The sequence below is a fragment of the Bradyrhizobium sp. LB14.3 genome (genome assembly GCF_040547985.1).
Taxonomy (GTDB): Bacteria; Pseudomonadota; Alphaproteobacteria; order Rhizobiales; family Xanthobacteraceae; genus Bradyrhizobium.
This window is the reverse complement of record NZ_JBEPQT010000026.1, coordinates 21,936-43,427: the sequence shown is the minus strand read 5'-3', so window position 1 is coordinate 43,427 and position 21,492 is coordinate 21,936. Positions and strand designations below refer to the sequence as shown.

Sequence of the window (21,492 nt, the reverse complement as noted above, 5' to 3'; positions counted from 1 at the left end):
GACATTCGTCCGGGGATGAACGTGGCGGTATTTGACTTGTTCCGACGAGGTCTGCCGGTCGTGACGGATCAGCCGAGATCGGCTGCCGCGATCCAGAACACCTCGCCCTCGGAATCCTCGGTGTCGAGCCAGAGCAGCGGCAGCTCCGGGAAGGCCTCGTCGACCAGCTCGCGGCCGCGGCCGATCTCGCAGATCAGCCCGCCATCCGGCGTCAGGTGTTCGGGCGCCTCGCGCAGGATCCTGCGCACCACGTCGAAACCGTCGGCACCGCCGTCGAAGGCGAGCTTCGGCTCGGCCCGGCACTCCGGCGGCAGCGCCGCCATGCCTTCGGCGTCGACATAAGGCGGGTTGGTGATGATCAGGTCGTATCTGGTGTCGCCGAGCGGGGCGAACAGGTCGCCGCGATGCAGGCTGATCCGGTCATCGAGCCCGTATTCGCCGACATTTCGGCGGGCGACTTCGACCGCGCCCTTCGAGATATCGACGGCGTCTATCGTGGCGTTCGGGAAATGATGCGCGGCGAGAATAGCGAGGCATCCCGACCCTGTGCAGAGATCGAGCACGTGCTCGACGGCGGCGCGATCGTCGATCAGCGAGCCGGCTTCGCCGTCGCCGCCGAAATGCGAATCCAGCAGCTCGCCGATGAAGGAGCGGGGAACGATGACGCGCTCGTCGACATAGAAGGGCAGGCCGCGCATGTAGATCTTGTTGACGAGATAGGCGGCCGGTTTGCGCGTGGTGACGCGTTGATGGATGAGATCGATGATGGTCTTGCCCTCGGCGGCCGTGACGCGCGCGTTGGCAAAAATCTCGAACTGTTCGGGATGCAGATGCAGGGCTTCACAGACCAGGAAGGCCGCTTCCGCGACCGGATCGGTCGTGCCATGCGCAAAGGCGAGCTTGGCCTCGTTGAAGCGGCTCACCGCATAGCGGACGAAATCGATCAGCGCGACAAGCTCGCCGCGGCCCACTTTCGCGAGCTTTGGCGCGGCGCGACCGCGCATGGTCTTTTTGGATGTTGTTGCCATCAGGGTCGGGTCCAGCGTGCGGCGGCTTCGTCGTCGCGGGCCTGGGCCTCGACCCAGCCGGTGCCGGTGGCGCTCTCTTCCTTCTTCCAGAACGGCGCGTTGGTCTTGAGATAATCCATCAGGAACTCGGCTGCCTGGAACGCCGCCTGGCGGTGCTGCGAGGCGGTCAGCACCAGCACGATGTTCTGGCCGGGCATGAACCGGCCGACGCGATGGATCACAGTGACACCGTTGAGCGGCCAGCGCGCGGTGGCCTCGTCGGCGTGACGCCTGATCTCTTCCTCCGCCATACCAGGATAATGCTCGAGCGTGAGCGCGGCGATCTTTGCACTGTCCTCGTCGCCGCGGCAGATGCCGGAGAAGCTCACGACCGCGCCGATGTCGGTGCGGCTCCCGGTCAGGACCGCGATCTCGCGCGCGATGTCGAAATCGTCCTGCTGGATACGGATGGTGACGGGGCACGCGGTGACGGGAGAGGCGGTGACGGGAGAGGTCATGGCCTAGCCGCCGGTCATCGGTGGGAAGAACGCGATCTCACGGGCGCCCGCGATCGCGGCGTCCGGCTTGACGTGGGTATGGTCGATCGCGGTGCGGATCACCTTCGGCTTCTCGAACGCGTAGGCGTAGGCTTCGCTTTGGCCGGATAGCCAGGCGATCAGCTCTTCCACCGTGCGTACGGCCGCAGGCGGTTCGATCGTCTCCTCGGCCTTGCCGACGCGCTCGCGCACCCAGGCGAAGTACTTCACCTTCATCCCTCATCCTCCTTGATGAGGTGATGGATGCCGGCGCGGAAATAGTCGTAGCCGGTGTACATGGTGAGGATTGCCGAGGCCCAGAGCAGGACCAGTCCGACCATCGAGACCATGGGTATCACCTCATCGCCGGCCGGACCGGCCAGCAGGAAGCCGATGGCGATGAGCTGAACGGTTGTCTTCCACTTCGCAAGTTTGGTCACGGGCACGCTGACGCGCAGCGCGGCGAGGTACTCGCGCAGGCCCGAGACCAGGATCTCGCGGCACAGGATCACGATGGCAGCCCACAGCGACCAGCCGTGGATGATGCCGTCGGCGGCCAGCATGAGGAGGCACGAGGCGACCAGCAGCTTGTCGGCGATCGGATCGAGCATTCGGCCGAACGCCGATTGCTGATTCCATATCCGCGCGTAATAGCCGTCGAGATAGTCCGTGACCGCGGCCGCGATGAAAATGGCGACCGCAACCCAGCGCAGCCACAGAGGGCCGTCCACGATCGACTGCGCGTAAATGCACCCGACCACGACCGGGATCGCAGCGATCCGGCCGTAGGTCAGAAGGTTCGGGAGGGACATCGCGCGGCTGGTCGTCCCTCGTGTCGTGGCGATGTTCATCCGTCCTACCAATACCGCTGCAGCCTGAAGGTCAACCGGTCCGCTCCCCAAATGGGGTGCGAGATGCGACGACCATATGACCGCGGCCCCTTTAGATCACCCCGGCTGGGGGTGGAAATAGTCGAAAATCTTGCGGGCGCTTTCGGCGCTCACCCCCGGAACCTTGCCGAGATCGGCGATCGAGGCCCGTTCGATCTCCTTCAGGGTTCCGAAATGATGCAGCAAGGCACGTTTGCGTGACGGACCGATGCCCGCAATCTCCTGCAAACCGGCCTCGCGGATGTCCTTCTTGCGCAGCTTGCGGTGCGAACCGATGACGAAGCGATGCGCCTCGTCCCGCAGCCGCTGGATGAAATAGAGCACGGGGTCGCGTGGCTCCAGCTTGATCGCCTCGCGCTCCGGCATGAACAGGGTCTCGCGGCCGGCATCCCGGTCCGGCCCCTTGGCCACCGACATCAGCGCCACCTGGGTCAGGCCGAAATTCGTAAAGATCTCCCGGACGGCGTTGAGCTGGCCGCGGCCGCCGTCGATGATCACGAGATCCGGCCATTGCGGGAAATCATCGTCCTTGGCCTTGTCGTTTTCCTTGGCCGCACTGTCCTCGGGTGGATTGATCAGGCGCTTGAAGCGGCGTTCGAGCACCTCGCGCATCATCCCGTAATCGTCGCCGGGCGTGAGCCCTTCCGACTTGATGTTGAACTTGCGGTACTGGTTTTTCACAAAACCGTCCGGGCCGGCGACGATCATGGCGCCGACCGCGTTGGTGCCCTGAATGTGGCTGTTGTCGTAGACCTCGATCCGCTTCGGCGAATGCGGTAGGCTCAGCGTCGTGGCCATGGCGTCGAGCAGGCGGCTCTGCGTCGCGGTGTCCGCGAGCTTGCGGCCGAGCGCCTCGCGCGCGTTGGTGAGCGCGTGGGCGACGAGCTCCTTCTTCTCGCCGCGCTTCGGCGTGGAAACCTCGACTTTGCGGCCGGCCTTGATCGCCAGTGCACTGGCGAGCAGCTCGCTCTCCTCGATCTCGTGCGAGAGCAGGATATTCCTCGGCGGCGGCTTGTCGTCGTAGAACTGGGCGAGGAAGGAGCCGAGCACTTCCTCCGGCGTATACGTTTTCTCCGCGCGCGGAAAATAGGCGCGGTTGCCCCAGTTCTGCCCGGTGCGGAAGAAGAACACCTCGACGCAGGAGAAGCCGCCCTCCTGGTGGATGGCGAACACGTCGGCTTCTTCCACCGTGCGCGGATTGATGCCTTGCTGCGACTGGATCGCAGAGAGCGCGGCGAGGCGGTCGCGGTAGAGCGCGGCGCTCTCGAATTCGAGCTCGCCGGAAGCCTTCTCCATCTCGCCAGCGAGCTCCTGCTTCACCGCCTGGCTCTTGCCCGAGAGGAAGTCGGTCGCCTCGCGCACCAGCGTCGTGTAGCCGGGGAAGTCGATCTCGCGGGTGCAGGGGCCGGCGCAGCGGCGGATCTGGTAGAGCAGGCAGGGCCTGCTGCGGCTCTCGAAGAAGGAATCCGTGCAGGAGCGGACCAGGAACGCGCGCTGAAGCGCGGTGATGGTGCGGTTGACGGCGCCGGCGGAGGCGAACGGGCCGAAATAGCGACCGGGACGGGTCTGCGCGCCGCGGTGCTTCAGGATCTGCGGCGCCCAATGGTCGCCGGTGATCAGAATATAGGGAAACGACTTGTCGTCGCGCAGCTGCACGTTGAAGCGCGGCCGAAGCTGCTTGATGAGGTTGGCTTCCAGCAGCAGCGCTTCGGTCTCGGTGTTGGTCGAGATGATTTCCACGGTAACGGTGGCGGCGATCATGCGCAGGATGCGCGCCGGCAGCGGCGCACTCTGACGCGCATAATTCGACAGGCGCTTTTTGACGTTCTTGGCCTTGCCGACATAGAGCACGTCGGCATTCGCACTAAGCATGCGGTAGACGCCGGGCGAGGTGGGGGCGAGGCGAACCGCGCGCTCGATCGCCTCATGGCCGGTCGCCAGCGGCTCTTCGCCGACCGTGCCGCTCTCTTCCGGGATATCCGGCAGCCGTGCATCGTCCTCGTCGTCACCGCTTGCGGTCGCGGGATCGAGGTCCGGGGGCGCCGTTTCCGTTTCCTGGGGCGGGACGTCCGGCACGTTGCCGTGCACGGGTTTACGCGCGTGCATGTCGTCCGGATCGTCGGTGGAATCGTGAACCATGGAGCGAATTTAGGCGCTTGGGGTGCTGATTTGAAGTTCCGGCCGTGCGGCACGCACAGAATGGCGGCGCAGTTCCCGGTAACGCTTGCTTAAGCCTGTTAACAGCGCGGTAACCCGACTTAACAGGCCTTTAACTTAAAACTCTCGATAAATCTTACACGAAAAGGTCTTGGTTCCGTAACCATGCGGTTTTGCCTCGCGCGGCGGCGCAGGCATCGCACCCGGTGACGGCAGTTGCGTTGGAGTGTGTGATGAAGAGGCTCGTTGTGGGCGCAGCTGCGTTGGTTGCAGCCGGCTGGACGGCTTCGGCAAAGGCGGCCGATCTCAATTACGGGCAGCGTGCGCCCTACACGGTCAATCAGCCGCTCAACGGCTATAGCTGGGCGGGCCCGTATCTCGGCGGCAATCTCGGCTACGAATGGGGCTCGGTGAACAACAATCCCGCAAAGCCCTCCGGCTTCGTCGGCGGTGTTCAGGCCGGCTACAATTTCCAGAACGGCCCGTGGGTGTTCGGCGTCGAGGGCGACATCCAGGCCACGGGTGCCGACGACACCTTCGCGCCGTGGAAGTTCTCCAATCCGTGGTTCGGCACCCTGCGCGGCCGCGCCGGCTATGCCTTCAGCAACGTGCTGGTCTACGGCACCGCGGGCCTCGCCTTCGGCGAGCTGCGCGCGCAGACGTTCGGCTGGACGGAGTCGCACACCAGCGCCGGCTGGACCATCGGTGCCGGCGCGGAAGTTGGGTTCGCGCCGAACTGGAGCGCCAAGCTCGAATATCTCTACATTGATCTGTCGACGAGTCAGTTCGCGATTACAGGCGTGTCAAACGGCTATAGCGCCAGCGTTGTGCGCGCAGGCGTGAACTATCACTTCTGATACCCAAAGAAGAAAATACCGGACTACAGCCTCCCGGCCGCTCGCGGCCGGGATTTTTTTGGGGCCGGTGTTTTCGCGTGGGACTCGCTAGGAAAGGATGACTAAATCGACCGCCTTCGGCCCCTTCCCCTTCTTGTCCGGTTCGACTTCGAAAGTAATACGCTGTCCTTCGGCAAGGTCCTTTAATCCGGCCCGCTCCACGGCAGTAATGTGCACGAAGACGTCGCGGCCGCCGTCGTCCGGTTTGATGAATCCGTAGCCGCGCTCGCCGTTGAAAAACTTGACCGTTCCCGTCATGGCCATCGGGAAACTCCCCCTCATTGCTCCTCCGTCGCGACGCAGACGCACGTCACGACATGACCGGGCCTTACGAAGCCCGGGAGCTGGCCATCCTTGGGCAGACCATTCGGTCCGACTGGATCTTTCTTAGGCCTTCACTCCGCCGCAACCATTCGCGGAAGCGGAACGTAAAGCCAGTCACGGAAACAGCATAATACGGTTCTTTGCAGATTGACTACGGCTCTTGCATATTTTTCCCAAGAATGCCGGAGTGTTAGGGCCTCGGCACCTCTAATCGGAATCTGGCAGCGCCACCCTGGCCGAGCGGCATTTCCAGCTCGGGCAGGATCGTCTTGAGCTCGCCCTGCAGCGTGTAAGGCGGATTGACGATCAAGAGCCCGGTGGAGGTGAGAGTTGCGCCGTCGGCTTGCGGCGACACACTGAATTCGAGGCGCAGGCAATTTCCCGGCGGCTTTGCTGCGGCTGCGAGGCGCGCCACTGATTGCACCAGCGCGTCGGTGGCGCGCCGGCTCTTGGCGGGATACCAGATTACATAGATACCGGTCGGCCATTTCGCGAAAGCGGCCGAGAAGGCCTCGCCCAGCTTGTCGAACTCGTCCTTTGCCTCGAACGGGGGGTCGATCAGCACGAGCCCGCGCCGTTCCTTCGGCGGCACGAAAGCCGGCAGCGCCATCCAGCCGTCGAGATCGACCACGCGGGCCTGCTCGTCGTGGCGCAGCACGCCGATCAGCGCTTTCCGCGCCTTCGGCTCGAGTTCGCAGGCGACGAGGCGGTCCTGCGGCCGCATCAGGGCGCGCGCGATCAGCGGCGAGCCCGGATAAGCCTTGAGCTCGCCCTTCGGATTGTAGGCGCGGACGATATCGAGATAGGGCTTGGTCAGCGCGATGGTGTCGTTCGAGAAACGCGCCTGCATCAGCCGGGCGATGCCCGTCAGCCACTCGCCGCCGCGGCGGGCCTCGTCGCTCTCGAGATCGTAGAGGCCGGCGCCTGCATGGGTGTCGATGACGCGGAAGGCGCCCGGCTTGTCCTGGAGATAGGTGACGATGCGCGCCAGCACGATGTGCTTGATGACGTCAGCGAAGCTTCCGGCGTGAAAGGCGTGGCGGTAATTCATGCAAGAGCACTACGCCACGTGACGGCTTGAGCAAAGAGGCACGACGCCTGGGCTACCCACCCCTGATCGGCGGCATCGTCACCTGGTCGCGGCGGCAGGCGCGGCGGTCGATCTCCTCGCAGGCGCGGAATTGCAGATCCTTGCTGAGGCAGATGCGGACTTCGGACAGCCGCGTCCGGTTGCACGTGATCGAGACGGCGGCGTTGCCGAGGCCCGGATTGGCCTTGATGAAGGCCTCCTCCACCTCCGCCGGCGCCACGGTCTTGGCCTGCGATAGATCGAGATATTCGGCCGGAATCTTGATCGCGGCGCGCGCCTTTCGGATCGTTTCGAAATAGCTGCGGTCGGCGAGCCCCGAGCAGGTGCCGTGCTTGTCCCACTCGTTGAAAATCAGCCCCGGCGCCGGCATCAGATCGAGCATCGAGGAGACGATGCTGCGATTCAGCCGCGGCGACGGCCGCTGGCAATATTCCGGAAAACCGTTCTCATATTGCGGCCACAGACCATGCACCACGAAAGAATAGGGCCGTCCGCTGCACTGGATCTGCGAGCGGCCGCCGCGCTCCGCCGCTTCCTCGCAGAAGGAGGGCGACCACGACAGCGACAGCACATAAAAATCGAATTCGCCGGGCGCGTTCTGCCGCTTGTCCTCGGCCTTCGCGCCGCCGGCTAGCGCAGCCAGTCCGGCCGCAAGCGTCAGCGAGATCATCAGGCGGGAGAACGAATGCAATCTGGAATGAAACATGGCGGCGCCCCTCAACTAGACTGTGCAACAAGCCTAGCAGGCGGCAGGAACATTTCAAGAACAAAATTCAGATGGCCGTTCAGCCGACCGAATCAGAGCTTCTTGGACTGAGGCTGGGCTGCTTAAGGCTTGGCGGCGCGGCAGGACGGGTTGTAGGCCCAGTTGCGGTCGAGCCCGACCACGCACCATTCGACGCCCTGGCCGAAGCTGGCGAAGCCGCCATCCTCGATGATCGAGAAGTGCACCTTGCGCATCTTGCCGTCCGTGAGCATGGCCTCGCCGCTGCAAAAGCGGCGCGGAATGTTATCGGGTGCCCAGGGCCGGAACGCGGTCTCGCGAACCGCGGCGAAGCCGGTGATCTTCAACGAGGAATTCCAGAACGAGCTTTCCTTCTCCAAGAACTGGGAAGCGATCGTCGGCAGCGCCCTGTCGCATTCGGAGACGTTGCCGTCATAGCGCGGCCCGCTCAGCCAGAAATTCAGCTCCAGCGGATTGGCGGCCCTGGCCTCACCGAGCGACAGCGCCCCGAACAGGAGGCCGAGCACGGCGGCAAAGCGGAGCGATTTCAGGGAGGTCGAGGCGCGCATGGGCAATCCAGACAGCATGATCTGCGAGGGACGGACGGTGCCGTGAAGGCCGCGCGGGGTCAAGTGCAGCGCGGCAACACTCGCCGACGAGTTGACCACAAGGTCGCAGCAACCGGCCTTCCGTTCTTTCCACCGCCGCCCCGGCACCGTAAACTGCCGCCAACCAATCGGAGTGACGGGAATGCGAATCATTGCGGCCGCGGGCCTACTTGCCTTGGGTATGATGGCGAGCCAGTCGGCGCGCGCCGATATCCTTCCGGTGCCTCCGTTCAAGGGCAACGACACCGGCGGCATCATCGCCTATTCGATGGCAACCCAGGTCGATGCGCGGCAGGTCGCGGTCGATCATTGCGCGCGCTACGGAAAGGTCGCGAAATTCCTGGGGGTGCAGGCCTATGAGGGCGGCTACATCTCGTTCTCATGCCGCTGGGTGCCCTATGGCGCTGCCGACAAGCCGATCCGCACGCTCTACTGAGGCGTTTTCGTAACGCCAGCAATCTCTCAGCCGGGAGCTTCTCACATGACGCGCAAACTCGCTTTGCTCGGCTCGGCCCTTTGCCTCGTCTTGTCGGCCGGCGTCGCCAGCGCCGACGATCTGCCGATGCGCAAAGCCGGTCTCTGGGAATTGAAGATGCTCAGGACCGGTACGTCCGTGCCCGAAATGACCATGCAGCACTGCACCGACGAGACCGTCGACAAGGAGATGAACAACAACGTCTCCCCGATGGCCAAGCAGATCTGCGCCAAGCAGGACATCAAGAAGACCGCGACCGGCTATGTCAGCGATTCCGAGTGCAGTGTCGCGGGCATCAGCACGACCTCGCATGCCGAGATCACGGGCGATTTCAATTCGGCCTACACGGTGAAGACCTCGTCGCACGCACGAGGTGGCGCCGCCGGCGCCGCGGGGCGCGATTCCACGATGACACTCGAAGCCAAGTGGCTCGGAGCCTGCAAGCCCGAGCAGAAGCCCGGCGACATCGTGATGCCGGGCGGCTTCAAGATGAACGTGCGTGACATCGACAAGCTGAAGGCGTTGCTGCCGAAATAGGGCTATTGCGGCTACATCCGTTACACCGGTATCCGCACGCTCGCCCTTAATCCACCCATCGGGCTATCGCCGAGCGTGATGTCGCCGCCATGCGAGCGGGCGATGTCGCGTGCGATCGCGAGGCCTAGGCCGGTGCCGCCTTCGTCCTGGTTGCGTGCGTTGTCCAGCCGCAGGAACGGCTTGAACACCTCTTCGCGCAGATGGGCGGGAATGCCCGGCCCGTCGTCGTCGACCGTCACGGTCAAATAACGGTGATCGCGCTGGCCGGTGATGCCGATGCTTTTGCCGTAGCGGGCGGCGTTGGTGACGAGGTTGGCGAGGCAGCGCTTGAACGAGGCCGGCTTCACCGTGACCACGGGCAGCCCGTTGAACGCGACGGTCGCGGTGTGGCCGTGGCGTTCGGCGTCGCTGCGCAGCTCCTCGAGCGCCTGCGCCATGTCGGTTGGCTGCGACTGCTCGCCGGAATCGCCACGGGCAAACGCGAGGTAATCTTCCAGCATCATCGACATCTCGTCGACGTCCTTGCGCATGCCCTCCATTTCGGGGCTGTCGCCGATCAGCGCCAGTTCGAGCTTGAACCGCGTCAGGATCGTGCGCAGATCGTGACTGACGCCGGCGAGCATCGCGGTGCGCTGCTCCATCGTGCGCTCGATGCGCGATTTCATTTCGAGGAAGGCGACCGACGCGCGCCGCACCTCGCGCGCGCCGCGCGGCCTGAAGTTCGGCGCCTCGCGGCCCTTGCCGAAGCTTTCGGCGGCGTCCGCAAGACGCAGGATCGGCTTGATCTGGTTGCGCAGGAACAGCACCGCGACGATCAGCAGGATCGAGGACGTTCCCACCATCCAGAACAGGAAAATCTCCGAGTTCGAGGCATAAGCGGCGCTGCGCTGCGCGAACACGCGCATCACGGCATCGTCGAGCTGGATCCGGATCTCGACGAGGTTGGAGCGGCCGACGGTGTCGATCCAGAACGAGCGCCCGATCTGGCGGCCGAGCTGCACCGACAGCGTCTGGTCGAGCAGCGAGAAGAACGGCTTTGGTCCGGGCGGCGGCATGTCGCCGGCCGGGAGGAAATCGACGACGAGGCCGAGGCGCTGCTGCGCGATGCGGCGGATCTGGTCGCGGTCCTTGTCTTGCGGATAGCCCTTGTAGACGTCGATCAGCGCGGCGATGTCCTGCACCACCGCCGCCGATAGGCGCCGCGTCACCGTGTTCCAGTGCCGCTCCATGAACACGAAGGCGACGACCGACTGCAGGATCACCATCGGCACGATCATGATCAGCAGCGCGCGGGCATAGAGGCCGGTCGGCATCCAGCCCTTGAATGCGTTGCCCATCCAGCCATTGACGGCGGAGACGCGGCCGGCGGCGCTCTTCAAAAGCGTCAGGCCGGTATCGATCGTGCTCATAGGGGGCGCTTCACTTCACAAAACTCAAGGCGAGGCGACCAGCCGGTAGCCGATACCGCGCACCGCCTGGAGGAACAGCGGATTGGCGGGATCGGTCTCGATCTTGCGCCGCAGGCGGTTGATCTGCACGTCGACGGCACGCTCGTTGACGCTGCCATTGCCGGTCAGCGCGCTGCGCGGCACGGTCTCGCCGGGCGTCTCCGACAGGATCCGCAGCATCTCGCGCTCCCGGTCGGTGAGGTGGATGACGTCTTCGCCCTGGCGCAACTCGCCGCGGTCGAGATGGTAGACGTAGGGACCGAACGCGATCTTCTCGACCGCTGCGGCCTGCGGCGGCGGCGCGGCGCGCTTGAGGATGTTGTTGATGCGCAACGCGAGCTCGCGCGGCTCGAACGGCTTTGCGACGTAGTCGTCGGCGCCGATCTGCAGGCCCTCGATGCGGGCTTCGGCTTCATGCCGCGCCGTCAGCATCACGATCGGCACCGAGGAGGAGGTCCGGATGAAACGGGCGAGATCGAAGCCGGTCTCGCCGGGCATCATGACGTCCAGGATCAAGAGGTCGAAGTGCAGGCCCATGAGCTTCGCGCGCGCGTCGCTGGCGCTGCCGGCGGTCGAAACGCGATAGCCTTCGCCGGCGAGAAAGCGCGAGAGCAGATCGCGGATGCGGCGGTCGTCGTCGACCAGCAGGAGATGCGGGGCATCGTCGGCCGGGCGTGCCGGCGGGCGGGCGAGCGTGGCAGCGAGCGGCACGGTCACTCCTTGGCGTCGTGGTTGACGGAAGCGAAGATTGTCTCGAGCACCTTGTCCGGATCCTCGCGATCGATCATCGCGCGCAGGAAGCGCTTGACGGTCTCGGCATCCTGCGGCGCCATCTCGGCGAGCGCCCTGGTGATCCGCGTGGTCTGGAGGCCGGCGAGCTTCTGCACCAGCGCCTCGCCCTTCGGTGTCGCAAAGAGCAGGCGTTGGCGGCGATCATTGTCGCCGGTCTTCTGCACGATATAGCCCTCGTCCAGGAGCTGCTTGAGCACCCGGCCGAGCGATTGCTTGGTGATGCGCAGGACGTCGAGGAGATCGGCGACCTTGAGACCGGGATAGCGATAGACGAAGTGCATGACGCGGTGGTGAGCCCGGCCGAAGCCGAACGCCTCCAGCTCCTGGTCGGGATCGCCGACGAAATCGCGATAGGCGAAGAACAGCAGCTCAATGATATCCCAGCGCAAATTGCCTCCGTCGCCTGCCGCCGGCCGTGGCTCGGCAGCGTCTTGAGGGGGAGTCGCGAAATTTATGTCAGGCATATTGACGTATCTTGGGTCCAATGTTACAAAACGGCCAGCTCGCACGAAATTTTAAATCGTTTCACTGCGGGCGGCATTTCCAGGAGCGGTTGGTGAGCGCCGAGCAGGCGGCGACAGCCGGATCAGATCTACCGTGCGATTGTCGAGCGGTGTTCGACAAAACATACTGGACTTCTGCCTTCCGCAAAAGCATGTCCTCGGCGACATGCTGGCCACGGAAACCGGCCGTAACAAGGCTGGCGTTGGTCCGGCCAGTAACCTAGTCAAGCCAGCCGAGCCCGGAAAAGGGCAGGCGGGCGCCAGAACAGCGCCGCCACCGGCAGCGGGAGGCCTAAGGACATGAGCATGAAATTCGACATCCAGCCGGCATCCAATCCGATCCCCGAGAAGGACCGCGTCGCCAAGCTGGTGGACCCGGGTTTCGGGAGGGTCTTCACCGATCACATGGCGGTGGTTCTTTACAACCAGGCCAAGGGCGGCTGGTACGAGGCGCGCGTTGAGGCCCGCGCCAATTTCCAGATCGATCCGGCCGGCGCCGTCCTGCACTACGCTCAGGAAATTTTTGAAGGCCTCAAAGCCTACAAGCGCGACGACGGCGGCGTGAACCTGTTCCGTCCCGACGCCAATGCGCGGCGCTTCAAGGACTCGGCCGATCGCATGGCGATGGCGCAGCTCCCCGAAGACATCTTCATCGAGGCTGTCGAGCAGGTCGTGCGTATCGACCGCGCCTGGATGCCGGGCGGCGAGGGCAGCCTTTACCTGCGTCCCTTCATGATCGCGAGCGAGACCTTCCTTGGGGTCAAGCCGTCCTCCGAATACATTTTCGCGGTGATCGCCTCGCCGGTCGGCTCCTACTTCAAAGGTGGCCCCGCGCCGGTGTCGATCTGGGTTTCAGAGAACTACACGCGCGCCGCGGTCGGTGGTACCGGCGCCGTCAAATGCGGCGGCAATTACGCTGCAAGCCTGCGGGCGCAGGCCGAAGCCATCCAGCACGGCTGCGATCAGGTCGTCTTCCTGGACGCGGTCGAGCGCCGCTACGTCGAGGAGCTCGGCGGCATGAACGTGTTCTTCGTGTTCGAGGACGGCTCGCTCTCGACGCCGCCGCTCGGCACCATCCTGCCCGGCATCACCCGCGACTCCATCATCGCGCTGGCGAAAGATGCCGGCAAGACCGTGCGCGAGGAGCCGTATTCGATCGACCAGTGGCGCAAGGATGCGGCCAGCGGCAAGCTGAAGGAAGCGTTTGCCTGCGGCACGGCGGCCGTGATCTCGCCGATCGGCAAGGTGCGTTCGGTGAGCGGCGATTTCGAGATCGGCGGCGGCGCCGCCGGCCCCATCGCCATGGGCCTGCGCAAGCAGCTCATCGACATCCAGTACGGCCGCACCAACGATCCGCACAACTGGATCCGCAAGGTGTTTTGAGGTCTCGTGTCCCGGACGCGCTGCAGCGTGAAACGCTGCTGCGCAGAGCCGGGACCCATCCCGCCGCGGATGGACCCCGGATCAGCAGCGCACCACGTCGCCAAGAGGCGGCGCGTTGCGTAGCATCCGGGGAACGCCAGCCGGCATGCCATGAACTCGCTTGCACGACCGCGCGACAAAGTCCGAGACATCATGGCATCCGGACATCGCGATCATGGCTTCCACGCTTTCCCAACCCCTGAAATGGGCCGTTCTCGCCGCAATCACTGGCGTCACCGTCTTCGGCGTCCTGACGATCGGCGCCAAGCCGGAGGTCTCGGCCGAGGACCGCTCGCCGATCGTCGACGTGCGCACCACCGATCCGGAGATGAACACCGCGATCGCGCGCGCCCGCGGCACGCTGCCGACTTTCTGGGCCTCCTACGAGGCGCCAAAACCGTCGGAAACCGGGCATGCCCTGAAGGTGCACTTTTCCACCCGCAAGGGCGGCGAGCACATCTGGATCGCCGACGTGAAAAAGCAGCCCGACGGGACCTATTCCGGCTTCTTCGCCAACGAACCGCGCGATCTGCCGGGTAAGCGGGCAGGCGATCCGGTCAAGTTCACTGAAGCCGACATCTCGGACTGGATGCTCATGCGCAACGCCAAGATCGTCGGCGGCGAAACCATCAAGCCAACGCTGAAGTCGCTGCCGAAGGCGGACGCCGATGCCCTCAGGGCGCGGATGGAGAAGCCGTAGGGCAAGCCGGCAGTTGCCGCACCCCGCGTCGGCTGGTAAATGCCGCGCATGGCCGAAAAATCCAAAAAACCCCAGAAACTGAAGGCGCGGCTGCCGCGCGGGCTCGAAGATCGCGATCCCGCCGCAATCCGGGCGACGCGCGAGATGGTGGAGAAGATCCGCGCCGTCTACGAGCTCTACGGGTTCGAGCCGGTGGAAACGCCGGCGATGGAATACACCGACGCGCTCGGCAAATTCCTGCCCGACCAGGATCGTCCGAACGAGGGCGTGTTCTCGTTCCAGGACGACGACGAGCAGTGGATCTCGCTGCGTTACGATTTGACCGCGCCGCTTGCGCGCTATGTCGGCGAGCGATACGGGACCGACGGTCTGGTCTTGCCCTATCGCAGCTACCGCGTCGGCTATGTCTTCCGCAACGAAAAGCCCGGCCCCGGCCGCTTCCGCCAGTTCATGCAGTTCGATGCGGACACGGTGGGCTCGGCGACGCCGGCGGCGGATGCCGAGATCTGCATGATGGCGGCGGACACGATGGAGGCGCTTGGTGTTCAGCGCGGCCAGTACGTCGTGAAGGTCAACAACCGAAAAGTGCTCGACGGCGTTCTGGAAGCAATCGGGCTCGGCGGCGAAGAGAACGCGGCACGCAGGCTGACCGTGCTGCGCGCAATCGACAAGCTCGACAAATTTCCCGCCGAGGAAGTGCGCAAATTGCTCGGTCCCGGCAGATGGGATGGCGGCGAAGAAGGCAAGGGCGACTTCACGAAGGGCGCCAATCTGAGCGCGTCTGAGGCCGACGTTGTTCTCGCCATCACCAAACCGCGCGATGATTGGAAAGAGGCCATCGCCGCGGCAGAAACTTACCTCGCCAAGAGCGAAGTTGGCCAGGCGGGCGTGAGCGAGCTGGAAGAGATTGCCAAATTGGTTACGGCATCGGGCTACGGCGCTGATCGCATCCGTATCGACCCCTCCGTCGTGCGCGGCCTCGAATATTACACCGGCCCCGTCTACGAGGTCGAACTGCTTCTGGACACCAAGGACGAGAAGGGCCGGCCGATACGGTTCGGCTCGGTCGGCGGCGGCGGGCGCTTTGACGGCCTGGTCTCGCGCTTCCGTGGTGAGCCGGTGCCGGCGACCGGATTTTCGATCGGCGTGTCGCGGCTTCAGGCCGCGCTGACGCTGCTCGGAAAGCTCGATACAAAACCCGAGTTCGGCCCCGTCGTCGTCACCGTGTTCGACCGCGACCGCGTTGCCGACTACCAGAAGATGGTCGCGAGCCTGCGCACGTCCGGCATCCGCGCCGAGCTCTATCTCGGCAATCCCAAGAACATGGGCAACCAGCTCAAATATGCCGACCGCCGCAACGCGCCCTGCGTTATCATCCAGGGCTCCGATGAAAAAGCCCGCGGCGAGGTGCAGATCAAGGATCTGATCGAGGGCGCGAAGGCGGCTGCTGCGATCGCTTCCAACCAGGAATGGCGCGAGAGCCGCCCGGCGCAGTTCTCGTGCAGTGAAGCCGACCTCATCACCAAAGTGCGCGAGGTGTTGGCGCGCCATGACGTGAGCTGGGGCTAGCCATTCGCTGACGCCGCCATGCCCGGGCTTGTCCCGGGCACCCACGTCCTGTTTGATGGCGCCCGTCAATGGCCGGTGTTCGGCCCCAAGGGAGAGAAAAATGCCTGAGATCACTGTCAGCATGGCCGAAGGCCGCAGCGACGAACAAAAGGCCGGCATGATGCGCGACATCACCCAGGCACTGGTGAAGAATCTCGGCGTCGACGCCGATGCCGTGGTCATCCAGATCAACGAAGCCCCGCTCCGCCACAAGATGAAGGGCGGCAAGACCTTCGTGGAGCGCGCGGCGGCTGCGAAGAAATAGCCACTGCTCTAGCGCCAATCACAACTGTCGTCCCGGCCTAGTGCGCAATTGCGCACGGGGGGCCGGGACGACGCCGAGCAAGCAACATGGACGCACGCGACTTCATCACAATCGGCATGAACGCCGAGCGCATGCTGGTGGTGCCAGTGGAGCGCACGGTCGGGCATTTCGTGCCCGGCATGCCCATGGTCTACGCGACGCCGATGATGATCCTGGAAATGGAGATGACGTCGGGCGATGCGATCCGCCCGGCGCTTCAGCCGGGCTGGGTCACCGTCGGCACCGAGGTCGACATCCGGCATCTTGCAGCAGCTCTGGTCGGCGCGACGGTGCGGACGACCGCGAAGGTCGTCGCGGTCGAGCGCCGCGTCATCCGCTTCGAGGTCGAGGCTTTCGAGGGCACGCGAAAGCTTGGCGAGGGCCGCCACGCGCGCGGGCTCGTCAATGTCGAGATGTTCAACAAGCGGTTGGGAACGACGTAGGAGCCGCTTGCTCTGCCCTCATCCTGAGGAGACGGCGCAGCGGTCGTCTCGAAGGATGGCTCGCGGGCGAGAGCCGGGCCTGCATGGTTCGAGACGGCGCTTCGCGCCTCCTCACCATGAGGGGATAGCTTCCTTACTTCGCCAGCTGCTTCGACCGCTTCGTCGCCGCCGCGATCGCGCGGATCATCAGATCGCGCAGGCCGGGCTCGCCCATCAGCACGCCGAGGGCTGCGGCGGTGGTGCCGCCGGGCGAGGTGACGTTCTGGCGCAGCGTGCCGGAGGGCAGCTCCGACTGGTGGAGAAGTTCACCGGAGCCGGCGACGGTTTCGCGGGCGAGCTTTGTTGCCAGCGCCTCGGGCAGGCCGGCCTCGACACCGGCGCGCGCGAGCTCTTCGGCGAGCAGAAACACATAGGCCGGGCCCGATCCGGACACCGCGGTGACTGCGTCCATCAGGCTCTCATCGTCGACCCATTCGACCGAGCCGGTGGCGCGCAGCAGCGCATCGGCCACCGCGCGCTGGCCGGTGCTGACGTTGTTCGCGGCGACGGCCACCGTGATGCCGCGACCGATCGCGGCCGGCGTGTTCGGCATCGCGCGCACCACGGCGCCGCCGCAGACCTCCTCAAGCGAGGCGATCGTGGTACCCGCCATGATCGACACCACCGAGGTCTTGTCGGAGACGAATGGCTTCAGCTTTGCGCCGGCCTCGCGGAACATCTGCGGCTTCACCGCGACGACCATCGTCTCGACCGGGCCTACCGTCGTCACATCGGGATTAAGCGCAACGCCCTTCGCGGCAAGTGCGGTGATCTCGGGCGAGATGTGCGGATCAACCACAGCGACGCGGCGCGGATCGAGCCCGCCCGAAAGCCATCCGGTCAGCATCGCGCCGCCCATCTTGCCGGCGCCGGCGAGCAGGATGGTGCCGGTGATGTTTTTGAGAGTGCTGTTCGCCATCGCTGTTGCCAATGCCGTCGTCCTGGCGAAGGCCAGGACCCATTACCCCGGCTGGTTCTAGAGGAAGGATGGCAGGGCAACAAGCATCGCGAGCTACGCAAAGACCTCGCGGTATCGGTCCTGGCTTTCGCCAGGACGACGATGGAGAAAGCTGGGCTCGCTCGCCGCCTCGGGAGAGTGTGCTTACGCCTCGCCCACCGTGTCGAACATTGCCGCGTCCATGGCTTCCGTCGTGGTCTTGCCCGCCCACACCACGAACTGGAACGCCGGAAAATAGCGCTCGCAGGCGTGGATGGCGCCGGCGAGCATGGCTTCGCATTGCGCGGTGGAGGCGGCGAGCCCGCCCGGCAGCACCAGGGCCTGCCGGTGCATAATCATGCCGGTGTTGCTCCACAGGTCGAAGTGCCCGACCCACAACTGCTCGTTGACCGCGGCGACGAGCCGCTGCACCTCCGGTCGCCGCGCAACCGGAATCTTCATGTCGAACGCGCAGGCCAGATGCAGCGCCTCGATCTCGCCCATCCAGGTGAAGGAGATCTGGTAGTCGGTCCATTGTCCCTTGGAGACAATCGTGAGTTCGTCTTCGCCGGAGCGTTCAAACGGCCAGTTGTTGCTGGCAGCGATATCCTCGACCACCGCGAGCGGATGGTTTTTCGAATCGATAGTGCCTTCGAGCAGGGACATGCCGTCTCGACCTCTTGCCTTTTTGTTGTCTCTGATACGCACGCGCTTGGTCCGGCGCGCGCTTCCTTAACGTCGTTAAGGCGTTCCCCTCGGAGTCGCTGTAGCGATGCCGGGATCAGCGCGGGCTTGTCGCGGATCAACTGATGTGATTTGCGGAATCTGCGCAACCGGCTGCCGAGTCCGTCCACAAGCCATGACTCGTTCGTCCACAGCTCATCTCGGCCACAATTATTAACGTGGGATGTCCCAACCGGGATGGAGGAGAACAAACCGGAATCGGATTCGCGTGGAATGCCCGATCGTTAATTCCGCCCTGCGAGGGCCGGGTCGCCAAAGCGGCATGGGACCATGCGATTTTCCCATGCGGAACGTACTTGCTGTGGCAGCTCGCCGGCGTCATATTTCCCTCAGGCCGTTCATTCCGGACGGCCGATGTTCTCAGGGCGGGGTGAAAGTCCCCACCGGCGGTAAGGGCCGAAAGGCCTAAGCCCGCGAGCGCCTTCCTCAAGGTCTCTTGCCGCAGGGAAGGGTCAGCAGATTCGGTGTAACTCCGAAGCCGACGGTTAAAGTCCGGATGAAAGAGAACGGTCGGTGGCAGACGCATCGCAGGATGCGGCTGTTTGTCGTTCCGTGTGCCCTGATTCTGGTCCTTAACTGAGGAAAGCCATGAATCAGATGTTGCAAGACCCCCAAACCGAAACGTCCCAACCAACCCAAACGCCGCCGCCGGTTCCACAGGATCCCGCGACGGAGCATCCGCGCTTCGCAAAGCCGCAGCGGGTGGCCTTCGTGCAGGCCTGCTGGCACCGCGACGTGGTCGAGGAGGCCCGCATCGCCTTCGTGAGGGAGGCAGAAGTGCGTCACCTCAATCATGTCGACGTGTTCGAGGTGCCGGGCTCGTTCGAGATCCCGCTGCATGCGCAGATCCTCGCCAAGACACGGCGCTACACCGCGATCGTCGCGGCCGGCCTCGTCGTCGACGGCGGCATCTACCGCCACGAGTTCGTCGCCGACACCGTGATCAAGGCGCTGATGGATGTGCAACTGCGTACCGAGGTGCCCGTGTTCTCCGCGGTGCTGACGCCGCAGCAATTCCACGAGACCGAGGTGCACTACGATTTCTTCCGCAGGCATTTTGCGATCAAGGGCGTCGAGGTCGCGGCCGCCTGTGCGGAGACATTGCTCGGTCTGGAGCGCCTGCGTGGCCAGGTCGCGGCGGGAATTGTGTAACGCAGCGCAATGACCAGCACCCCTCATCCCGAGGAGCGCGAAGCGCGTCGCGAAGGATGAGGGGCGATTGCTGCCGTGTTCGTCATCACCCCAGCGACACCCCCGCCTTGGCGCGGCTGATCCCGAGGGTCAGGATGCGTTGCAGGAGTTCCGGGTATTTAAGCCCGTCATGCTGGGCCGCCGTGGCGAACTCCTGGCTCTTGGCGATCTCGGGATTGGGATTGGCTTCGATGAAATATGGCGTGCCGTCGGTGGCGAGACGGAAGTCGATGCGTGCATAGCCGTCGAGGCCAAGCGTCCGGTAGATGCGCTTCGCGGCCCGCTGGATGCGGGCGGTGACTTCGGGCGCGAGGTCCTTCGCCAGCCCGTCGACAATGCCGACCTTCTCCTGATAGTCGGTGTCGTGCTTGGCCTTCTCCGTGGCGATATGCCGTGACGAGCGGCCGCCCATGCTGCCGAATTTCAACTCCCAGACCGGCAGAACGCGTAAGCGATTGTTGCCGAGCACGCCGACGTAAAGCTCTCGCCCCTCGATGAACTGCTCGGCGATAGCGGCGGATTCGACCCGCTCGTGGATGAAGGCAACCCGCTCCGCCAGCTTCTCGTCGGTGTCGACGATCGATGCCTGCGAGATGCCGAACGAGCCATCCATGTTCAGGCTCTTGACGATCAGCGGCAGCGCAAGACGGGTCGGGCGTTTCACCTTGCGGCGCATCGGGAAGACGGCAAAGGCCGGCGCGGCGATCCGGCGGTGATGCACCAGCGTCTTGGACAAATCCTTGCCGCGCGCCAGGATCAGGCCGCGCGGATTGCATCCGGTATAAGGGACCTTCATCAGCTCGAGATAGCTCGCGATGTGCTGGTCGAAGGCGACGTTGTTGTGGAATTCCTCTAGCAGCGTGAAAACCACGTGCGGCTTGAACTCCTCGATCGCTACGCGCACCGGCTTGATTTCCTCCTGCGCGCCGAGTGGCCGCACCTCGTGGCCGGCCGCGCGCAAGGTGCTCACCACGTCGTATTCCGTTTTCCACGCATTGATCTCCTGTGCGGAGTATCCGTCGGAGGAGTCCGGGGGCAGGAAGTCCGGATGCATCAGCACGAGAATACGGAGACGTCTCATAGTGCGATCCATTTACGCCGAGACGGGCCAAACAGCGCGTGCATCGTCTTGGCGGTCACGAGGACGGTGAAATCGAGAGCGAGCTTCTGTTCGGGGCCGACGGCGCGCAGATCTAGCTCGCGGCAGCGGGAGATCATGTCATCGAGCACGGCATCGAGCGTGAGCTGGTTCTCGCCGGTCCATCGCGAGACCAATTGCCTGATCTGCGAGCGGTGGCGCCTGATCAGGGTCGAAGCCGGCTTTGAGCGGTGATGCCGTGGATCGGCTGAAAACAGCCGGGAGAGATCGCGGTCGTAGGTCTTCGGGGGCGTGAAGGCGTAGAACGCCTGCTTCTTCTTGTAGTGCTCTTCGAGCGTCTGGCTGAGCCGGCCCAGCGGATCGACACGCTCCCGCGTCGTGACCGGCGGCCGCTTTCCCGCGATCTCGCCCATCAGCTCGTCGATATATTCGAGCTTCTTCAGTGCCGGCCAGCCGGCATATCGCGTCCGCCAGTTCGAGCGCGGCCGCAGCCACACCGCAAAGGTCTCGGCGAAATCCTCGTCCGGATGGCTCTGCGCATACCACAGCCGCAGATGCTGGACGTAACGCCTGCTCGCCGGATTGGGCCGGTAATAGCGCGGATAGTGTTTCGACGACGGGCCGAACAATTGCTGCCAGCGCCGGCGGCGTTGCAGCTGATAGCCGTGCTGTATGGCGTGGCCCGCTTCGTGACGGAGGATGGCCATGCATTCGCGCCAGGTTCCGCCCTCGACGTCGAACATCATCTTCTTCTCGAGCTTCATCAGGCGGGGATGGGCGAGATAGAAGGGGATGGCGATGCCGGGGACGCCTCCCGGGCTGAACCATTCGCTCGAGATCCAGGTATGCGGCCGCAGCCGGATGCCGCGCTCCTCGAGCTCCTCATGGAGCGTGCCGACACAATCATCGAGCCAGGTGCCTTCGACCGTAACCCTCAGGCTGGAGAGCCGTTGCTTGAGCAACTCGTCATCCGACAGCTTTTCCCAAGCGAATTTCCGGCGTGGCATCAGGCATCCAG

25 protein-coding genes and 1 riboswitch are annotated in these 21,492 nt (G+C 64.4%); of the genes, 9 read left to right on the top strand and 16 right to left on the bottom strand.

Features of this window, described 5'->3' with window-relative positions; translation table 11 throughout:
- Positions 1–68 precede the first annotated feature (68 nt).
- The 5 genes from prmB to uvrC all read right to left on the bottom strand — a co-directional run bounded on the left by prmB (position 69) and on the right by uvrC (position 4,572).
- Positions 69–1,028 (bottom strand): 50S ribosomal protein L3 N(5)-glutamine methyltransferase, encoded by a 960-nt coding sequence (gene prmB / locus ABIB00_RS31650; protein WP_354107056.1) that lies wholly within the window; start codon positions 1,026–1,028, stop codon positions 69–71.
- Entirely contained in the window at positions 1,028–1,525 is a 498-nt protein-coding gene (locus ABIB00_RS31645; RefSeq protein WP_354107055.1) for a molybdenum cofactor biosynthesis protein MoaE, read from the bottom strand. The genes prmB and ABIB00_RS31645 overlap by 1 nt, the downstream gene beginning before the upstream one ends.
- Before the next feature lie 3 nt (positions 1,526–1,528).
- Positions 1,529–1,780, bottom strand: coding sequence for a molybdopterin converting factor subunit 1 (moaD, locus tag ABIB00_RS31640; protein ID WP_354107054.1), 252 nt, complete (start codon positions 1,778–1,780; stop codon positions 1,529–1,531).
- Positions 1,777–2,394 (bottom strand): CDP-diacylglycerol--glycerol-3-phosphate 3-phosphatidyltransferase, encoded by a 618-nt coding sequence (gene pgsA, locus ABIB00_RS31635; protein WP_247352966.1) that lies wholly within the window; start codon positions 2,392–2,394, stop codon positions 1,777–1,779. The genes moaD and pgsA overlap by 4 nt, the downstream gene beginning before the upstream one ends.
- 96 nt (positions 2,395–2,490) lie before the next feature.
- On the bottom strand, positions 2,491–4,572 hold the full coding sequence (gene uvrC / locus ABIB00_RS31630; protein WP_354107053.1) for an excinuclease ABC subunit UvrC: 2,082 nt from the start codon (positions 4,570–4,572) through the stop codon (positions 2,491–2,493).
- 251 nt (positions 4,573–4,823) lie between these two features.
- Between uvrC and ABIB00_RS31625 the strand changes: the two genes are divergently transcribed.
- The gene (locus tag ABIB00_RS31625) at positions 4,824–5,447 is read left to right on the top strand and encodes an outer membrane protein (protein WP_247352969.1); all 624 of its coding nucleotides are present in this window, start codon (positions 4,824–4,826) and stop codon (positions 5,445–5,447) included.
- An 87-nt stretch (positions 5,448–5,534) separates the two neighbouring features.
- Here ABIB00_RS31625 and ABIB00_RS31620 read toward each other — a convergent pair whose 3' ends face one another.
- From ABIB00_RS31620 to ABIB00_RS31605, 4 genes are all read right to left on the bottom strand, one after another.
- Positions 5,535–5,750, bottom strand: coding sequence for a cold-shock protein (locus ABIB00_RS31620; RefSeq protein WP_092029496.1), 216 nt, complete (start codon positions 5,748–5,750; stop codon positions 5,535–5,537).
- Positions 5,751–6,000: 250 nt separating this feature from the next.
- The gene (locus ABIB00_RS31615; protein ID WP_247352971.1) at positions 6,001–6,861 is read right to left on the bottom strand and encodes a 23S rRNA (adenine(2030)-N(6))-methyltransferase RlmJ; all 861 of its coding nucleotides are present in this window, start codon (positions 6,859–6,861) and stop codon (positions 6,001–6,003) included.
- A 52-nt stretch (positions 6,862–6,913) separates the two neighbouring features.
- Positions 6,914–7,606: a ribonuclease T2 family protein gene (locus tag ABIB00_RS31610; RefSeq protein ID WP_247352972.1), complete on the bottom strand. Its 693-nt coding sequence runs from the start codon at positions 7,604–7,606 to the stop codon at positions 6,914–6,916.
- A gap of 122 nt (positions 7,607–7,728) precedes the next feature.
- Positions 7,729–8,193, bottom strand: a complete 465-nt coding sequence (locus tag ABIB00_RS31605) for a hypothetical protein (RefSeq protein ID WP_247352974.1) — start codon at positions 8,191–8,193, stop codon at positions 7,729–7,731.
- A 181-nt stretch (positions 8,194–8,374) separates the two neighbouring features.
- Here ABIB00_RS31605 and ABIB00_RS31600 point away from each other — a divergent pair, with 181 nt between their 5' ends.
- Positions 8,375–8,668 carry a hypothetical protein gene (locus ABIB00_RS31600; RefSeq protein WP_247352976.1) on the top strand — a complete coding sequence of 98 codons (294 nt, stop codon included), beginning with the start codon at positions 8,375–8,377 and terminating at the stop codon, positions 8,666–8,668.
- A 45-nt stretch (positions 8,669–8,713) separates the two neighbouring features.
- Positions 8,714–9,244, top strand: coding sequence for a DUF3617 domain-containing protein (locus ABIB00_RS31595; protein ID WP_354107052.1), 531 nt, complete (start codon positions 8,714–8,716; stop codon positions 9,242–9,244).
- A 20-nt stretch (positions 9,245–9,264) separates the two neighbouring features.
- Here ABIB00_RS31595 and ABIB00_RS31590 read toward each other — a convergent pair whose 3' ends face one another.
- Genes ABIB00_RS31590 through ABIB00_RS31580 form a run of 3 tightly spaced genes read right to left on the bottom strand, consistent with a single transcriptional unit; the run spans position 9,265 to position 11,948 of the window.
- A complete protein-coding gene (locus tag ABIB00_RS31590) occupies positions 9,265–10,653 on the bottom strand; it encodes an ATP-binding protein (RefSeq protein WP_354107051.1) in 1,389 nt (462 codons plus the stop codon).
- Positions 10,654–10,677: 24 nt separating this feature from the next.
- Complete coding sequence (locus ABIB00_RS31585; RefSeq protein WP_247352981.1) at positions 10,678–11,409, bottom strand: response regulator; 732 nt, start codon at positions 11,407–11,409, stop codon at positions 10,678–10,680.
- Entirely contained in the window at positions 11,406–11,948 is a 543-nt protein-coding gene (locus ABIB00_RS31580) for a MarR family winged helix-turn-helix transcriptional regulator (protein ID WP_247352983.1), read from the bottom strand. Before ABIB00_RS31580 ends, ABIB00_RS31585 begins: the two co-directional genes overlap by 4 nt.
- Before the next feature lie 339 nt (positions 11,949–12,287).
- Between ABIB00_RS31580 and ABIB00_RS31575 the strand changes: the two genes are divergently transcribed.
- The 5 genes from ABIB00_RS31575 (at position 12,288) to ABIB00_RS31555 (ending at position 16,464) form a co-directional block, all read left to right on the top strand.
- A complete protein-coding gene (locus ABIB00_RS31575; RefSeq protein ID WP_354107050.1) occupies positions 12,288–13,370 on the top strand; it encodes a branched-chain amino acid aminotransferase in 1,083 nt (360 codons plus the stop codon).
- Positions 13,371–13,584: 214 nt separating this feature from the next.
- Positions 13,585–14,109 (top strand): YegJ family protein, encoded by a 525-nt coding sequence (locus ABIB00_RS31570; RefSeq protein WP_354107049.1) that lies wholly within the window; start codon positions 13,585–13,587, stop codon positions 14,107–14,109.
- 48 nt (positions 14,110–14,157) lie between these two features.
- Positions 14,158–15,678 (top strand): histidine--tRNA ligase, encoded by a 1,521-nt coding sequence (hisS, locus tag ABIB00_RS31565; RefSeq protein WP_354107048.1) that lies wholly within the window; start codon positions 14,158–14,160, stop codon positions 15,676–15,678.
- Positions 15,679–15,733: 55 nt separating this feature from the next.
- Positions 15,734–15,982, top strand: a complete 249-nt coding sequence (locus tag ABIB00_RS31560; RefSeq protein ID WP_256467622.1) for a tautomerase family protein — start codon at positions 15,734–15,736, stop codon at positions 15,980–15,982.
- Between the two features lie 86 nt (positions 15,983–16,068).
- Complete coding sequence (locus tag ABIB00_RS31555; protein ID WP_247352989.1) at positions 16,069–16,464, top strand: thioesterase family protein; 396 nt, start codon at positions 16,069–16,071, stop codon at positions 16,462–16,464.
- A 133-nt stretch (positions 16,465–16,597) separates the two neighbouring features.
- Here ABIB00_RS31555 and proC read toward each other — a convergent pair whose 3' ends face one another.
- Together proC and ABIB00_RS31545 are read right to left on the bottom strand one after the other, a co-directional pair.
- Positions 16,598–17,422 (bottom strand): pyrroline-5-carboxylate reductase, encoded by an 825-nt coding sequence (gene proC, locus ABIB00_RS31550; protein WP_354107047.1) that lies wholly within the window; start codon positions 17,420–17,422, stop codon positions 16,598–16,600.
- A 183-nt stretch (positions 17,423–17,605) separates the two neighbouring features.
- Positions 17,606–18,106 carry a type III secretion system chaperone family protein gene (locus ABIB00_RS31545; RefSeq protein ID WP_354052651.1) on the bottom strand — a complete coding sequence of 167 codons (501 nt, stop codon included), beginning with the start codon at positions 18,104–18,106 and terminating at the stop codon, positions 17,606–17,608.
- A 430-nt stretch (positions 18,107–18,536) separates the two neighbouring features.
- A riboswitch (FMN riboswitch) is annotated at positions 18,537–18,696 on the top strand.
- A 76-nt stretch (positions 18,697–18,772) separates the two neighbouring features.
- On the opposite strand from ABIB00_RS31545, the gene ABIB00_RS31540 reads away from it, so the two are divergent.
- Entirely contained in the window at positions 18,773–19,336 is a 564-nt protein-coding gene (locus ABIB00_RS31540) for a 6,7-dimethyl-8-ribityllumazine synthase (protein ID WP_354052649.1), read from the top strand.
- An 85-nt stretch (positions 19,337–19,421) separates the two neighbouring features.
- On the opposite strand, the gene ABIB00_RS31535 is transcribed toward ABIB00_RS31540, so the two are convergent.
- Both ABIB00_RS31535 and ABIB00_RS31530 read right to left on the bottom strand, forming a co-directional pair.
- The gene (locus ABIB00_RS31535; RefSeq protein ID WP_354107046.1) at positions 19,422–20,456 is read right to left on the bottom strand and encodes a D-alanine--D-alanine ligase family protein; all 1,035 of its coding nucleotides are present in this window, start codon (positions 20,454–20,456) and stop codon (positions 19,422–19,424) included.
- Complete coding sequence (locus tag ABIB00_RS31530; protein WP_354107045.1) at positions 20,453–21,481, bottom strand: putative zinc-binding metallopeptidase; 1,029 nt, start codon at positions 21,479–21,481, stop codon at positions 20,453–20,455. The genes ABIB00_RS31535 and ABIB00_RS31530 overlap by 4 nt, the downstream gene beginning before the upstream one ends.
- Between the last annotated feature and the right edge of the window lie 11 nt (positions 21,482–21,492).